Origin of the sequence: Cohnella cellulosilytica (genome assembly GCF_042431195.1) — a bacterium.
In the GTDB taxonomy this organism is placed as follows: Bacteria; Bacillota; Bacilli; order Paenibacillales; family Paenibacillaceae; genus Cohnella; species Cohnella cellulosilytica.
Window position 1 is genome coordinate 102,015 of the sequence record NZ_JBHMDN010000020.1, and the last position, 15,865, is coordinate 117,879.

The following is a 15,865-nucleotide window of genomic DNA, read 5'->3' on the forward strand; positions in this document are numbered from 1 at the left end:
TGCGATGAGATATCGAACGCTTTTTATCCCGAGACTGTAGAAAGGAAAACGTACGATGAGGCTGAAAATGACCAAGTTTGGCTTGTTGATGATCGTGTTGATGCTGGTAGGTTCGATGCTGGTAGACGAGCAGGTAAAGGCGGCAACAGTGAAAACCAAACAGGATCTTACAGGTGAGGGCTGGTGGTATGATTCAACGAACGGATTTGTGCAAAGTTGGTCAATGGCATACAGTTTTCTTGCCCCTAAAGGAAGATTTTTTAACAGCTCTGAAGCATCGGGAAGTGTGACGATCGAGACTGGCGAAGGGTTCAATGGGACTTTTACGCTGAATTCAATCCATTTTAGCGCTAAAAAACCAACCGCGTTAAGTACATTTAGGGTGACTATTACAGGTTGGGATATTTCGAACGGCGAGGTTGGCAGTATTGTATTTGATACAACGGATGAACCAGCAGACAAAACGTATTCCGATTGGGATGAATACAACAAAAGTTTGAGCGGACTGACAGGGGTCTCAAAGTTTACAATCACAGTAGAAAAGCTGAGCGGCGCTCTGCGTGATTTTACTTTGATGGGTTTTACAATTAACGGTATTAATTACGCTCCAACAAATATAGCGCTGAGTAAAGCCAATGTGAGACAAAGCCAAGGTGCGAATGCCGTGGTAGGGAGTTTGTCGACTTCGGACCAGAATGGAGGCTCCGGCTTTGATTATTCACTTGTAAGCGGAGTAGGGGACGCCGATAACGAAAACTTTAACCTCTCAGGCGATCAACTTATGGCGAACAACGCGTCCAGACTGGCGGCGGGGGATTATAGCGTCAGAATTCGATCCACGGATAGCGGCGGTTTATATGTTGAGAAGACTTTTTCGATTGCTGTAGAGGATGATGTACCGCCGGATTTCTTAGACGGCTTCCCTTCGCTTTCAGGCATAACGACGGACAGCGCGATATTAACGGTGCAGTTAAATGCTGCGGGAACCGTTTATTACGCGGTTGTGAATGATGAGGCGACGGAGCCGGCTTCGTCTCAGGTGCGAGCGGGGCATGACCATGAAGATGCCGAGGCAAAAGTCTACGGTTCAATCAGGGTAGACGAAGCTGGAGCCGGCTTTGCCGATCATGTGGATTTATCGGGCTTGAAGCCGCTCACCGATTATGACCTGTATGCTGTTGCTGAAGATGAAGCGGGAAATCTGCAAGCAAGTGCCATGAAGATCGATTTTACAACATTAAACAATGTGCCGGTCGCAGCCGAGGATTCATACAACACGGACGAAGACACTGTGCTAACCGTGGGTGCCCCTGGGGTGTTGGCAAATGATACAGATGCCGATCATGATACATTGACTGCCGTCATCGCTGTCGATCCCTCGCACGGCACGTTGATCCTGAACGCTGACGGCTCTTTTACCTATACGCCCTACGCAAATTATAACGGCTCCGACAGCTTCGCATACAAAGCGAATGACGGGACGGCGGATTCGAATGTGGCGACGGTGAACCTGACCGTCAATCCGGTGAACGACGCTCCGGTTGCCGTCGCGGACGATTACCACACGGCCCAGGATACTCGGCTCATCGCAGCAGCAGGCGATGGGGTGTTGGCCAACGATTCGGATATAGATACCAATCACGACGAGCTATTGGCTGTTATCAAAGACGGTCCCGGAAACGGCAGCCTCATCTTGAATGCGGATGGTTCGTTTACGTATACGCCGAATGCAGGCTTTTTCGGAAATGACAGCTTCACCTACTATGTGAACGACGGCCAGATGAGTTCGGCAGCGGCTACGGTATCTATCGCGGTATACGACAATGTTCCTCCGATCGCGCCAACCATCGACCTGAGCCGGACGGGATGGACGAATTCGACGGTTACCGCATCCGTTTACGGCGAAGTCGGGGCCTCCATCGAATATCGGATAGGCGTTGATTCGGATGCGGACTGGCAAAGCTACACGGGCCCGTTGTTCTTCGATCAAGAGGGCGAATATCGGGTGTTCGCGAGACAAACCGACGCTTCTGGAAATTTGGGCGAAATGACCGCGCAGGCAACGATTCAAATTGACAAAACAGCGCCAATCCTAACCCTGATCGGGGATGCCGAAGTATCCATTTATGACGGAAGCTCCTTTACCGATCCGGGTGTCGAAGTATCGGACAATTACGCTGCGGGGCTAACGGCAACTGTGACCGGCAGTGTGTATGCGAATAAGGTTGGCGATTATGTTTTACGCTATAGCGCCGTCGATCTTGCGGGGAACGCCGCGGAGACGAAAACCAGAGTCGTGCACGTTGTGGCCAAACCGACAGGACTCCGCTTTGACCAGCCCGCTTATAAGCTGAAAGTCGGTGAGACGGTTCCGTTTTCTGTCATTCTGACATACTCGGATACCCATGAAGAAAGGATTACGGCCCTTAGTCATTACACTTTTGATCCAACGGGAATTGCCAGTCTTGCATCCGCTGGCCTGATCTCCGGAGATCAGGCTGGAATGACCGTGCTGACGGCAGTCTACGGCAGCCAGAGCGCTTCGGTTAACGTTGAAGTGTCAGCGCTGAACGCCAATGCGGATTTGATAGGTATTGCGCTTTCCAGTGGTACGCTGTCGCCGACATTCTCGGCCGATCAGACAAATTACAGCGTATCGGTCGGAAATGCTGTCAAGGATATAATTGTGACGGCAAATGCCGCTTCCGGACTGTCGGCGGTAAGCATGGATGGCGCGGCGGCAACGGCGGGAGCACAATCCGCTTCCATCGCTTTGCATACCGGGCACAACAATATCGATATCGTTGTTACGGCGGAGGACGGAAGCGCGAAGACGTATCATCTGGAAATCGTGCGTGCGGCGTCTAGCGGCAATGACGATAACGATAATGGTAACCGTTACGAAGGCGGCAGCGGGGGAGCTAATATCGGCCCGGACAATGTGATCGCAGAAGACGATGCACAGAACAACAATTCGCTAACGATCGAGCGCGAGAAGGCGGAGCAGAACAAGCCGGAGCCCCCGCGGCGGTCTTTCAACGATATGGATGGCCATTGGGCAGAACGATCCGTTAAAGAAGCGGTGGAAAAGGGATTTATTAACGGCTATCCGGGAGGCGCCTTTAAACCGAATCATTCGGTTACCCGCGCGGAGTTTGTTGTGATGCTCGTCAGGACTTTGCATTTGGAAGACGGGAATGCCGCGCTCCTATTTACCGATAATGATCAAATTGGCGGATGGGCGGAATCAGCCGTGGCATTGGCGGTACAGGCCGGGATTATCGCAGGATATGACGACGGCAGTTTTCGCCCCAACGCGAAGATTACCCGTGCGGAGATGGCGGCGATAATCGCGCGGGCAATGCGCCTGCCGGCGGGTAGCGAGGCATCCACCGGTTTCGCCGATGATGCGGACGTCCCGGTGTGGGCGAAAGGCGCGGTGGAAGAAATCCGCAAGCTTGGCATCGTCAGCGGCCGCGGCGGTAACCAATTCGTTCCGAACGATACCGCCACTCGTGCCGAGGCGGCGGTCATCCTGCTTAGAGTAAGTAACAGGACATAAAACCTGAACATACCCCTAGACGTTGATACGAGGCGGACACTCGGGAAACACCTTGAGGAGGCCCTAGGGGGAGCCATCGTTATGTGCAGCAACAGCCCTCTGCCGCTTTCTTCAGCGGTTTGAGGGCTGTTGCTTGTGTGCTTCTGTTTAATAAAATTTTTTTGATCCAAAAAATTTACCAACGATCGAAAGCGATTACATTCTCAGAGGGGTGAAATTGCGATATGTTTAGTTGGCAACCGGTTGCATCGAGAGATTAGGAGGACGGTCATGGCGCGAAACGAAATCAGATCGAGACAAATTCATTTGGATTTTCACACGAGCGAGCTCATCCGCGATATCGGATCGCGGTTCGATCCCGAAGAGTTTGCGCAAACTCTTCAGAACAGCAGGGTGAACTCGATCACGTTGTTCAGCCGATGCCATCACGGTATGCTGTATTACGATTCCAAGCGGTTTCCGGAACGGGTTCATCCGCATCTGGCCAATCGGAATTTTCTTAGAGACCAGGCGGAGGCCTGCCGCAAGCGGGATATCCATATTAACCTGTACACGACGGTGTGCTGGGACAAGTGGGTGGCCGATCGGCATCCGGAATGGATATGCATCAACGACAAGGGAGAACTCGACGATTTTAAGGGGAAGTCGTATTTCGAAGCCGGATTTTACAAAAATCTGTGCGTCAACACGGGCTATAGAGATTATCTCAAGCAGCAGTTCGGAGAAGTCATGGCGACGATTCCTGCCGCCGGGGTGTGGTTCGACGCGGCTTTCGTCACGGAATGCTCCTGTTCCGCGTGCATCCGGCTCATGCAGGAGGAAGGGCTGGACCCCACCGATAAAGAAGACCGGAAAAAATTCAGCGTGATTTCCCACTATCGGTTCGTAAACGAGATGTCCGACTTCGCGAAGAAATTTAACCCGGACTATAACATTTTCTACAACAAGGGACATGTAGGCACTTTGGAGAAAGGCGTGCAGGAGGCGTATACGTATTATTCCTTCGAATCCCTTCCGGGCGGGGAATGGGGCTACATGGATTTCCCCGTCTCGGTGAAGTACAACCGGAATTTCGGCAAAGAGGTGCTGGGACTAACCGGACGTTTCCATACGGAATGGGGAGATTTCCACTCGTTTCGGAATCAGGCCGCGCTCGAATTCGAATGCTACTCGATGATCGCGCAGGGGGCGAAGTGCACGATCGGGGATCAATTGGATCCGTCCGGAAAGCTTAACCCCTATATGTACGAACAGATAGGCGCGATTTATGCCGACATTGAGCGGAAAGAGCCGTGGTGCGAAGGAGCCGCGGCGGTAACGGAAATCGGGGTGTTTACCGCCGAGGAGTTTTACGAGGCCGGCGTCGGCGTCATTCCCAAAGCGACGGAAGGCGTTGCCCGGATGCTGAACGAGCTGGCGCATCAATACGATATTATCGACAGCGAATCGGCGTTCGAAAGGTATAAGCTGTTAATTTTGCCGGACGTGATTCCCGTATCCGCGGCCTTGGCGGAGAAGCTTGAGAATTACGTGAGCAAGGGCGGCAAATTGCTCGTCTCCCACAAGTCCGGTCTTAACGAGGAAGAAACGGCATTCGCGATGGATTCCCTGGGTCTGGAATATTTGGGGGACGCGCCGTTCAGTCCCGATTTTATCGTGCCGCAGGGCCCGATGGGGGAAGGCCTTCCGCCTTCCGAACACGCGATGTACAGCAAAGGCGCGTTAGTCAAGGCGCGTCACGGAGCCGAAGTGCTGCAGGAAGCGATTGTGCCCGTGTTCAACCGGACCTGGGAGCACTTCTGCTCGCATCTGCACTCTCCCTCGTCGGGCAAAGCGGGTTACCCGGCGATCGTGAGCACGGAGTCCGCCGTTTATTTTATCCACCCGGTGTTTACCCAGTATCAGCACAATGCGCCCGCATGGTACAAGAAGCTGGTCCGGAATGCGTTGTCCAGGCTGCTGCCGAAGCCGCTGGTCCGACATTCCGGTCCGTCCACGGTTAACGCTTCGCTCATGGGGCAGCCGCAGGAAAATCGCTGGGTCCTGCACCTGCTGCATTATATTCCGGAGAAGAAGTGCGACACGCTGGAGATTATCGAAGACGTTATTCCGCTGCACAACGTTCAGGTCACCGTTACCGTTCCAGGTCCCGTAACCGGCCTGAGCGCCGTGCCGGAGCAGCGGGAGCTGCCCTTCCGTCTTGACGGGGACCAACTGACGTTTACCGTTCCGGAAATTCGCGGACATCGGATGATCTCCATCCAATTCGAAAATGAACAAACCATCCAGAGGAGGCCATTTTAACCCTATGAAAAGTCTGAAAAAAATCAGCGGCGCAGCGCTTGTGCTCGTATTCGTTTTTTTGGCCGCATGCAGTTCGTCAAACAATAGCGGCACTTCGTCGGATGGCGGCGTACCGCCTGCCGGAGGCTCCGGCACAACGCCGGACGGCGGGAAGATCAGCATCGTTTTCATGAGCCGGAACAGCGGAGACGATCCGATGGCGAAAATCTATGAAAAGCAAATCGAGGAGTTCATGCAGCAAAACCCCTCTATCCAAGTTCAGAACGATTCCATTTACGACGAAGCCGCTTACAACAATAAGCTCAAAGTAGCCATCTCGACGGGGGAAACGCCAAGCATTTTCTACTATCCCGCGATTGCCGGCCTGAGCGAATGGGCGAAAAACGGGGTTATTATGGACCTTACGGAAATTCTGGACGCGGATCCGGAATGGACAAAGGGATTCATCGACGGTCCATTGGAAGCCTACCGTCTGGATAAATACGGGGTGCCGGGCATCTATGCCTTAAACAACGAGATGAACGTCGACGGCGTGTTTTACAACAAGAAATTGTTCGAACAAGCGGGCATCGCGAATCCGCCGGAAACGATGGACGAATTTTACGAAGCCATCGGCAAGCTGAAGGCGGCAGGCATTACGCCCATTGGCGTAGGAGGCAAGGCCACTTGGGTGATGGGCCATATTTTCAACAACGTATTGTTCAAACGGATCGGCCTGGACGGCGTCATGGATTTGGGGACCCACGAGAAGAAATGGACGGATCCCGACGTGATAGAAGCGCTGCAGATCGTCAAGGATCTGAAGGAGAAGGGCGCTTTCGCCGACGGCTTCGAGGGCATGGATTACAATACGCAATTCACGCAGTTCATCAACGGTCAGACGGCGATGATCTCGCACAGCAGTCCCTTTATTTCGGATTTGTACGCCTCCGATTCTCCCGTCAAAGAGGACATCAGCTTCTTCCCGTTTCCTTATTTTACGGACAAGCCGGAATTCAAGGATACCCGGGTCGTCTATACTTCCAGCCTCATGCTGAGCGGAACGATGAGCGACGCGGAGAAGGAAGCAAGCGTGAAATTCCTGAAATATATCACGAGACCGGAAGCCATTCAGGAAAGAATGAATATTTTGCGCATCGCGCCGAGCAAGGACGTTACCCCGGCGGCCGATGCTCCGCAAATATTCAAGGACATGATCGCTTATACGTCGACCATTCAGAAATCCGGCGGCGAATATTTCGAATACGATACGACGCCTTCCCTTGTCGACGTGTCCCGCAATAAAATTCTGGACATGATGTTGGCCTTGTCGGCGGAGGATATCGCCAAGGGCATTCAGCAGGAAATCGACAAGTACGACGCTTCGGCCGAATAAACGCGAATTCAAGCCGCGGAACCGTTCAAGAGAACGGAGTGAACGGTTCCGCCCTACAACGTGGAGGTTAGGGTGAACAGTTACAGGAAAAACGTAAAAAGCATTGCGCTGCTTCTATTCCCTGCCCTTGCTGTCTATTTATTTTTTCTTATCGTACCCGTGGCCATGACGATTTTTTTCTCTTTTCACCAATGGCCGGGCATTCAAAGCGTGCCGCTCAAGTACGTGGGACTAAGCAACTATAAAGCTTTGTTTTACGACGATTTGTTCCGGAAATCCCTGGTTAATGTTCTCGTCTATGTATTCTGGAGCCTGCTGTCCCAGATTCCGATCGGGTTCGCGTTGGGATTTGCGATCCACAAAGTAACCAAGGGCGTAAAGTTTTTCAAAGCGGCATTCGTAATCCCGATGATCATTTCGATTTCGGCCGTTTCCTTGCTCTGGAATTTCATTTATTTTCCCGCCGATCAAGGAGTGCTGAACCAATTCCTTAACTTTCTGGGCCTGCCGGAGTTGAAGCGCAACTGGCTGATGGATCCCGTCACCTCTCTCGGAAGCGTCATCGTCGTATCGACCTGGACAAGCATCGGCTACTATATGATCATCTGCCTTTCCGCTATGTCGGCGCTGCCGAAATCGACGCTTGAGGCCGCCGAAATCGACGGGGCGGTAGGCTTTCGGAAAATTCGTTCGATCGTGCTTCCGATGATATGGGGATCGGTGCAGGTATCGATTATTTTGGTCGTGACCGGCGTGCTGAAGATTTTCGACACGGTGTATATTTTGACGCCTAACGGAGGCGTGAACGGCTCGACGATCGTTCCCGCCCTGCTTATGTACAATAATGCTTTCAGGTACAACGACTACGGCTCGGGCAGCGCGATCGCCACCGTCATTTTCGTATTGAGCATCCTTATTTCGGCCATAAGCCTGCGATTAACAAGAAGGGAAAAGGCCGCTGAATTTTGAGAAGAGAGATGAGCAGATTGAGGATCAACAAGTCGCGGATCGCTAATGCGAGCATTTACCTGTTTTTGGGCGTTTTCGCCCTGGCCGATATCTATCCTCTGTATTTCTCGTTGATTTCTTCGTTAAAAAGCAATTCGGAAATCTTCCAGTCGTTCACTTCTCTTCCGACGCAGTTTAAATTCGAGAATTATGTTACGGCATGGCGGCTGGGAAATATCGGGCGGTACACGTTAAACACGTTTTTTCTGACGGCAGCGTCGTTAATTCTGACGGCGATCTTCGGGGCGATGGCCAGCTATGCCCTGTCCAAATTCGTGTTCAAGGCCAGAGGGATTTTCCATTTGTTCTTCATCGCGGGAATGATGATCCCGATCCAAGCGATTATCATCCCGCTGGCGTATCTCTTCGGTATGCTGGGCGGAATGAATAACTACCCGATGTTGATCTTGCTGTATACCGCGTTCAACATTCCGCTGACGATACTGATTCTTGCCAATTACATGAGGGAGATTCCCGCGGAAATCGAAGAAGCCATCATTATGGACGGGGGTTCCACCCTCCAGGTGCTTCGTTACGTCATATTTCCATTATCCCTTCCGGCGATCGCCAGCGTCACCATTTTTAATTTCATTCAGGTGTGGAATAATTTGATTTTTCCGCTCGTTTTCATTACCGAGAAGAAATTGGGAACGATTACGATGGGGCTGCTTGCGTTTTTTGGAGAGAGAAGCAACGATTACGGAACGGCGATGGCGGCTATCTTCCTGACGATGCTGCCGACTCTGTTCATTTATGTTTTTTTTCAGGAGAAATTGGAGAAGGGGATGGCCAGCGGCGCCGTAAAGGGATAACAGCAGCTTTGCAAAAGGGAGACGCCGGGATCGCATGATCCGGCGTCTCTTGCGAAAAAAATGTAAAGCGAATCCAAGGAAGCTATTGACAGAAACGAAAAGGCAGATTATATTCTAAATGAAAGCGCTTTTCTATGGATGTAACCCGTTTCATTCGGAATGACCGCGGATGCTTCGTAAGACAGCATCCTTGTTATTTCGACAATATGTAACCGGATTCATGAAACGGGTTTCATATAATCGATGTTGGAGAGGCCTTGTCCTGAAAGGGATATCGGGTTTCGGGAAAGAAGGAGGAAAACGAATGCTGCCCAGCGTTGCTCCCGTTCAGTTGTCACAAGAGGCTCTTCGGATTCGCGGTCAGGCGAAAATCGTGCTGTGCGCTTCCGTCTTTTACTTCCGCATCCCCCGGGAGCGGTGGGCGGAGCGGCTGGCCGCGCTTCGGGCGCACGGGTACGATTGCGTCGACGTTTACTTTCCGTGGAATTACCACGAGGAGTCGGAAGGGGAATGGCGCTTCGACGGCGACCGCGACGCGGGGGCTTTCCTGGACGCGGTGCGCGAGGCCGGTCTGCTCGCCGTCGCCCGTCCGGGTCCCTACATCTGCTCCGAGTGGGACGGCGGCGGCCTGCCCGCCTACCTGCTCGCCGAGGACGGCATTCGTCTGAGGGATAACGATCCCCGCTATCTGCGGCACGCGTCCCGCTGGTACGAGCGGATTCTGCCGATTCTCCGCCGGCATCAGCTGTCGGAGGGCGGCCCGATTCTCTGCGTGCAGCTCGAGAACGAGCTGGACTTCTACGGCTGCCAGGACCCCGCGGGTTACATGAAGGCGCTGCGGGAGATGGCGCTGCGGCACGGCATCGACGTTCCGCTCATTGCCTGTGCCGGGCAAGGCGGGCTTTTCGAAGCGACGGGCGATGCGGAAGGCGTCGTTCCGGCGTGCAACTTCTATCCGCACGACCGGGACCCCGAGTTCGAAGAGAAGGTGCTGCGTTATCGGGAGCGGCTTGCGGAACGCAACTATCCGCTGCTCGTGACCGAGACGAACCGCTCCCATTTCCTGCTGCGCAGGCTGCTGGGCTGCGGCGTCAAGCTGCTCGGTCCTTATCTGCAGGTATCGGGGACGGACTTCGGCTTCTCCAACGCGACCAACAACTGGGGCGAGCCGCTCGCCTTCCTGACCTCCGACTACGACTTCGGAGGGATGATCTCGCCCGAAGGCCGTATCCGTCCGGAGGCTTGCGAAGGCAGACTCCTAAGCCGGCTGATCGACGCTTACGGCGAGTCGCTGGCCGAAGCGGTTCCGCTGACCGGCGCCCCGGCAGTTGGCTTGGGGGACGGCGCGCCCGAAGCCGTTCTGGGCCCCCGGGCGCTCAGCTTGAGCCGCGGAGGGCAGCTCGTCTTCCTGCACCATGCGGGCGAGCCGTCCGGGGAAGGGACGGAGCGGGCCGAAGCCGTTCCGCTGCGGCTTCCCGACGGCAGGGAGGTCCCTCTCCGCCTGGCGGCGGGCGAGTCGGTCGCGCTGCCCGCGAACGTGCCGATCGCCGGGTGGGGAACGCTGCTTCATTCGACCGCGGAGCTGTTTCTGCGCCGGGAAGACGAGAACGGGCTTCTGCTCGCGTTCCATGCGGAAGGGGCGGGAGAGCTGGCTCTCGGCGGATGCGCCGAGGCGCTCGCCTGGAAGACGGAGCAAGCCGAGCTCGCGAACGAGACGGGCCGAATTCGCTTCTCCTTCGGGGAACAAAGACCGGCGTGGATTCGCGCCGAGGCGCCGGATGGAGCCCGCTTGAGGCTGGTCATCGTCGACAGGCGGACCGCTCTGGAGGCGGAGCGGATCGGAGCGGACGGGGAGATCGAGACGCGGAACCGCGAGCCCGGCGCCGACCTGCCCGTCCCGACGGGGCTGCGGTGGACGACGGCCGCGGCCGATCCGGCGGCTCCGCCGGGAGGAGCCGAATTCCGCTCCATTCCGCGCCCGGACTTCCTGGAGAAGCAGGGCATCTACCGGGGCTGCGCCTGGTACGAGGCCGAGCTCGGGGAAGCCGCGGCGGGCGAGCGGAAGGGCTGGCTGCTGCGCCGGGCGAGCGACGTTCTGTCGCTCTACGCCGACGGAGCTTACCGCGGAACCTTCGTTCCGGGCGGGTCCGACCGTTACGTGGAGTCTCCGGAGACGGCGGTCCGCAGGCTGACCGTCCGCGCGGAAATCTGGGGGCATTCCAACTTCCACGATGCCCGTCTGCCGGGGCTTGATCTCGCGTCCGCGAAAGGGCTGAAGAACGTCGTGTCGGTCGCCGAGGTTCACCGGCTCGGAGGCAACTGGCGCACGCGATACGTCAGAGGTGCGCAGCGGGAACGGCTCGCCGAATGGGCGGACGCGGAGCTGGACGACCGCTCCTGGACGATCGCCGGCTTCGGCGGCTGGCTGTCCGCGGAGAGACCGGCGCTGGAATGCTTCAGACGGTCGTTCCCGGCCGCGAGGGACGCCGATTCGTGGACGGTTCATTTTCGCGGGCTGCAGGGCCGCGTTCGCCTCTTCGTGAACGGCGCCGATGCGGGGAAGGCCGATCCTTACGATCCCTACTTGGACATTACGCCGTATGTCGTTCCCGGCGAGGCCGCGCTGCTCGCGGTGTTTCTGGAGCGCACGACGGAAGCCGGAGCGGGGGACGTCGTCGTCTACGAAGGGAATGCCGCCCGGAAGTGGAGGCTCGCCGGGGCGGGAGAGCGGGAGCTCGCGGCGGAAGCGCGCGACCGGTCCGCCGGAGCGGCGGGAGAAGCCGCCGAATGGCCCTGCCGGCTGGAACCCGGGGAGATGCGCTGGCTGTTCGCACCGCTTCCCGCCTCTCCGAGCGCCGAAGGCTGGCGCGTCCGCGTTCGCGGAACCGGGCTGAAGCTGAGCGTCCTGGTCGGAGACCGCCTCGTCTCGCGCCTCTGGCTCGAAGGGGGAGAGGAGCGCCCGACCCTGCGGGGAGGAGACGCAAGCTCGTTCTGGATTCCCGGCCCCTGGCTCGGCGACGGCGGCTCCGGGGAACGGCTGTCGCTTCTGCTCGAGGCGGTCGATCCGAATGCGGCCGGCTTGCTTGAACAACTCGATTTTATACCGGCCTGACCATTCCGGAGGAGGTGCCGCCGATGCTGCTGCAACGGTTATGGACTCATCGCACGCTGCTGCTCATGTGCTGTCCCGCCATCGTTTTCTTCCTTGTTTTCGCTTACCTGCCGATGCCGGGCCTGTATTTGGCTTTCATTAAGTACAACTACACCGACGGGATTTTTCGCAGTCCCTTCGTCGGGTGGGAGAACTTCCGTTTCCTCGTGATTAACGGAGACTTGACCCGTCTGACGATCAACACGATTTTGTATAACTTAGCCTTTATCCTGCTGGGCAACGCCCTGCAAGTGTTCGTGGCGGTGCTGCTCAACGAGCTGCGGAGAAAATGGTTCAAAAAAATCGCCCAGACGTTCCTCTTCCTGCCGTACTTCATCTCCGCGGTGCTCATCGGGCTGATCGCGTACAATTTTCTCAGCTACGACTACGGGGTATTGAACAGCTTGCTGGTTTCCGCAGGGCTCGATCCGGTCAAAACGTATTCCAACCCGCACATCTGGCCTTTCATTATCGTGATCGTGTATTTGTGGCAGACGACGGGTTACGGTTCGATCATCTACTTCGCGGCGATTATGGGCCTCGACCACGAGATCGTCGAGGCGGCGGAGATCGACGGAGCAAACGCGCTGCAGCGCATTGTCCATATCGTCCTTCCCTGGCTTAAGCCGACCTTCATCATCCTGCTCCTCTTCTCTCTCGGCGGCGTCCTGAAGGGCAACTTCGGACTGTTCTACAACCTCGTCGGCGCCAACAACACGATGCTGTATCCGACCACCGACATTATCGAGACGTACGTGTTCCGCACGCTGATGAACAATTTCAATTTCTCGACGGGCAGCGCCGTCAGCCTGTATCAGTCGGTCTTCGGCTTCGCGATCGTCGTAACCTGCAACTGGATCGTCCGCAAAACATCCCCGGACCACTCTTTGTTCTAGGAGGGCGAAATCTATGGAACAGATTTCCCGAAGCATTCGTTCGGGCCTGTCGGAGCGTCTTGTCCGCTTCGTCGGCTATGGCTTTATCGGCGCATTCGCCCTCGCGTGCGTGCTGCCGTTCGTGCTCGTCCTGAGCACATCGCTGACCACGGAACGTTCGATCCAGACGAGCGGCTTTAACTTCTGGCCGAAGGACTTCACGGTGTTCGCGTACCGGATCGTCTTCGAAAACCCGAATCTGGTCGTCGGAGCGTATATGGTGACCATCGCGCTCACCGTGCTCGGAACCGCAGTCGGACTGTTCCTCGTGGCCATGACGGGGTACGCGCTGCAAAGGCCGGATTTTCCTTACCGGAACCGGATTTCCTTCTTGATCTACTTCACGACTTTGTTTTCCGGAGGCCTCGTTCCGTTCTACCTGCTTATGACGCAGTATCTGAGCCTGAAGAACAACTACCTCTCGGTGCTGCTGCCCGGCTTGCTCAGCCCGTTTCTCATCATCATGATGAAGGCGTTCGTACAGTCGATCCCGCATGCGATTACCGAATCCGCGAAGATCGACGGGGCGGGGGATTTCATGATTTTCCGCAAACTGATCCTGCCGATGACGACCCCCGCCCTGGCGACGATCGGGCTGTTCATCGCGCTCGGATATTGGAACGAATGGTACAACGCGATGCTGTTCCTGACCTCGGACGTGGAATACCGGCCTCTCCAGCTGTTTCTGTACAACGTGATCACGAGGGCGGACTTTATCCGCAATTCCTCGGCCGCATCCAACGTCCCGCTGCGCGACATGCCGCTCGAATCGATGAAGATGGCGACGGCGATCGTGGCGACGGGTCCCGTGATCCTGTTTTACCCGTTCGTGCAGAGGTATTTTATCAAAGGACTCACCGTCGGCGCGGTCAAAGGCTGAGGACCGGACAGCCGGAAGCAAGGCCTAAGCAGGATGTGCCGGAGGCGCCTCGAGGCGCAGCTCCTTCACATATTGGTGAAACCGGTTTCAGGAGCAAGGAGCAAAAACGAATTCAGGGGAGGAAAAAGGATGTTCGGAGCAAAAAGGATTCTGTTCATGGCATTATCGCTCGTTCTGGTCGTCGCTTTGGCCGCGTGCAGCGGCGGCAAGAAGGACAACGGCGGAAGCAAGGGAAGCGCCGAAGCGTCGGGCGGCGGCCAATCGTCGTCGGCCGGCGCCTCGACGGGAGACGGAGGCGTGGATACGTCGAAGTTCGTGAAAGTCAGCTATCTGGTGCTCGGGGACAAACCGACCAACGGCCAATTCGAGAAAGTGCTCGAGAAGGTCAACCAGTTGATGCGGGAGAAAATCAACGCGGAGCTGGAGTGGAAGTGGATCGAATGGGCGGATTGGCAGACGAAATACAACCTGACGCTCGCCTCGGGGGAAGCGATCGATCTGATCACGATCGCGACCGACTGGCTCGATACGTGGAACAACGCCCAGCGCGGCGCGTTCCTGAATATCGACGATCTGCTGCCGACGTACGCGCCCCGGACCTGGGAATCGATCCCTTCCGAGGATTGGGAGGAGAGCAAATTCAACGGCAAGATCGTGCTCATTCCCGAGAACGACTATACCCAATGGGTCAACCACGGCATCTACTACCGCGGCGATTGGGCGAAGGAGGCCGGCATCAACGAGCCGATCAAGGATTTCGAGACGCTCGGCCAGTATTTTCAATATGTGAAGGATAACAAGGAAGGCGTCGTGCCCTGGGATACGCAATCGGGCGGCATTGGCCCCTATATCGGCTTCACGCAATCGTATACGGATATGCTGGAGCTGCCGATCGGAACCGGGTATTTGCCGGTCTTCCACGCGAAGTCGTTCGACGAGAAGTACACGGCGACCAGCCCGATCTTCGACGACGTGTTTCTGAATATGGCGAAAATGATGAAGGACTGGGCGGACAAAGGCTACTGGCGCGAAGACGTTCTGAACTACAAGGGGGATACGAGGTCGCTGCTGCGAGCCGGCCTGACCGGGGCGGACCAGCACCATACGCAGACTTACGCTTCGCTGCGGGTAAACATGGACAAAGACCAGCCGGGCTCCGAGCTGCTGATGTTCCCGTTCTCTCGCACGCGCGGCAATCTTCCGGAGCTGTCCATTACGCACGGGGGCACTTCGGTAGGCGCGCACAGCAAAAATCCGGAGAGAGCGCTGATGGCGTACGACCTGATCCGCAACGACAAGGAAATCTATCAGCTGCTCAACTTCGGAATGGAAGGGGTCCAATACGAGATCAAGGACGGCAAAAGGGTGCTCCCGGCCGGCTATGACGAAGCCCGCGACGCCTTCTACTCCGACTTCTGGGGCGGACGCGTCGACCGGTTCGAGATTCCGTCGGACACGGTATGGGACGGCATCTCCACGCTTTACGACGAATACGACGGCTACAAGAAGCCTTATCCGTACGGCCGCTTCATTTTCGACAAGTCCACGATTGACGCCGAGCTGACGGCCATCTCCCAGGTGACGGGGGAGCTGGGACCGGCGATTCTCTGGGGCAAGGCCGGCGATCCGGCCAAGGCGGTCGAAGAGTTCCGCGCCAAGCTGAAGTCCGCCGGATACGACAAAGCGTTGGAGGAAATCCAGCGGCAGCTGGACGATTTCAAGAAGCAGGTCGAATAGGGAAAAGCGGGGGACGAAGCGGCCGATCCGCCTATGAATTTCTTTCCAATCCTGGTCTGGAAATGCTATGATGAACGAAAAAAGCGGTCGCGTTAAGGATG

9 protein-coding genes are annotated in these 15,865 nt (G+C 56.1%); all 9 read left to right on the top strand.

Features of this window, described 5'->3' with window-relative positions:
- Positions 1-55: 55 nt before the first annotated feature.
- The 9 genes from ACFFT4_RS15690 (at position 56) to ACFFT4_RS15730 (ending at position 15,764) form a co-directional block, all read left to right on the top strand.
- Positions 56-3,562 carry a cadherin-like domain-containing protein gene (locus ACFFT4_RS15690; protein WP_378049149.1) on the top strand — a complete coding sequence of 1,169 codons (3,507 nt, stop codon included), beginning with the start codon at positions 56-58 and terminating at the stop codon, positions 3,560-3,562.
- 270 nt (positions 3,563-3,832) lie between these two features.
- Positions 3,833-5,866: an alpha-amylase family protein gene (locus tag ACFFT4_RS15695; protein WP_378049151.1), complete on the top strand. Its 2,034-nt coding sequence runs from the start codon at positions 3,833-3,835 to the stop codon at positions 5,864-5,866.
- Between the two features lie 4 nt (positions 5,867-5,870).
- Positions 5,871-7,241 (top strand): ABC transporter substrate-binding protein, encoded by a 1,371-nt coding sequence (locus ACFFT4_RS15700; protein WP_378049153.1) that lies wholly within the window; start codon positions 5,871-5,873, stop codon positions 7,239-7,241.
- 72 nt (positions 7,242-7,313) lie between these two features.
- Positions 7,314-8,210, top strand: coding sequence for a carbohydrate ABC transporter permease (locus ACFFT4_RS15705; protein ID WP_378049155.1), 897 nt, complete (start codon positions 7,314-7,316; stop codon positions 8,208-8,210).
- An 8-nt stretch (positions 8,211-8,218) separates the two neighbouring features.
- Positions 8,219-9,061 carry a carbohydrate ABC transporter permease gene (locus ACFFT4_RS15710; protein WP_378049157.1) on the top strand — a complete coding sequence of 281 codons (843 nt, stop codon included), beginning with the start codon at positions 8,219-8,221 and terminating at the stop codon, positions 9,059-9,061.
- A gap of 304 nt (positions 9,062-9,365) precedes the next feature.
- The gene (locus tag ACFFT4_RS15715; RefSeq protein WP_378049159.1) at positions 9,366-12,173 is read left to right on the top strand and encodes a beta-galactosidase; all 2,808 of its coding nucleotides are present in this window, start codon (positions 9,366-9,368) and stop codon (positions 12,171-12,173) included.
- 23 nt (positions 12,174-12,196) lie between these two features.
- Complete coding sequence (locus ACFFT4_RS15720) at positions 12,197-13,108, top strand: ABC transporter permease (protein ID WP_378049161.1); 912 nt, start codon at positions 12,197-12,199, stop codon at positions 13,106-13,108.
- Between the two features lie 13 nt (positions 13,109-13,121).
- Entirely contained in the window at positions 13,122-14,027 is a 906-nt protein-coding gene (locus tag ACFFT4_RS15725) for a carbohydrate ABC transporter permease (protein ID WP_378049163.1), read from the top strand.
- A gap of 129 nt (positions 14,028-14,156) precedes the next feature.
- Positions 14,157-15,764 carry an ABC transporter substrate-binding protein gene (locus tag ACFFT4_RS15730; RefSeq protein ID WP_378049165.1) on the top strand — a complete coding sequence of 536 codons (1,608 nt, stop codon included), beginning with the start codon at positions 14,157-14,159 and terminating at the stop codon, positions 15,762-15,764.
- Positions 15,765-15,865 lie beyond the last annotated feature (101 nt).

Coding starts and splice junctions, on each gene's coding strand:
- ACFFT4_RS15690 (WP_378049149.1), top strand. CDS start 56: ATGAGGCTGAAAATGACCAAGTTTGGCTTGTTGATGATCGTGTTGATG.
- ACFFT4_RS15695 (WP_378049151.1), top strand. CDS start 3,833: ATGGCGCGAAACGAAATCAGATCGAGACAAATTCATTTGGATTTTCAC.
- ACFFT4_RS15700 (WP_378049153.1), top strand. CDS start 5,871: ATGAAAAGTCTGAAAAAAATCAGCGGCGCAGCGCTTGTGCTCGTATTC.
- ACFFT4_RS15710 (WP_378049157.1), top strand. CDS start 8,219: ATGAGCAGATTGAGGATCAACAAGTCGCGGATCGCTAATGCGAGCATT.
- ACFFT4_RS15715 (WP_378049159.1), top strand. CDS start 9,366: ATGCTGCCCAGCGTTGCTCCCGTTCAGTTGTCACAAGAGGCTCTTCGG.
- ACFFT4_RS15720 (WP_378049161.1), top strand. CDS start 12,197: ATGCTGCTGCAACGGTTATGGACTCATCGCACGCTGCTGCTCATGTGC.
- ACFFT4_RS15725 (WP_378049163.1), top strand. CDS start 13,122: ATGGAACAGATTTCCCGAAGCATTCGTTCGGGCCTGTCGGAGCGTCTT.
- ACFFT4_RS15730 (WP_378049165.1), top strand. CDS start 14,157: ATGTTCGGAGCAAAAAGGATTCTGTTCATGGCATTATCGCTCGTTCTG.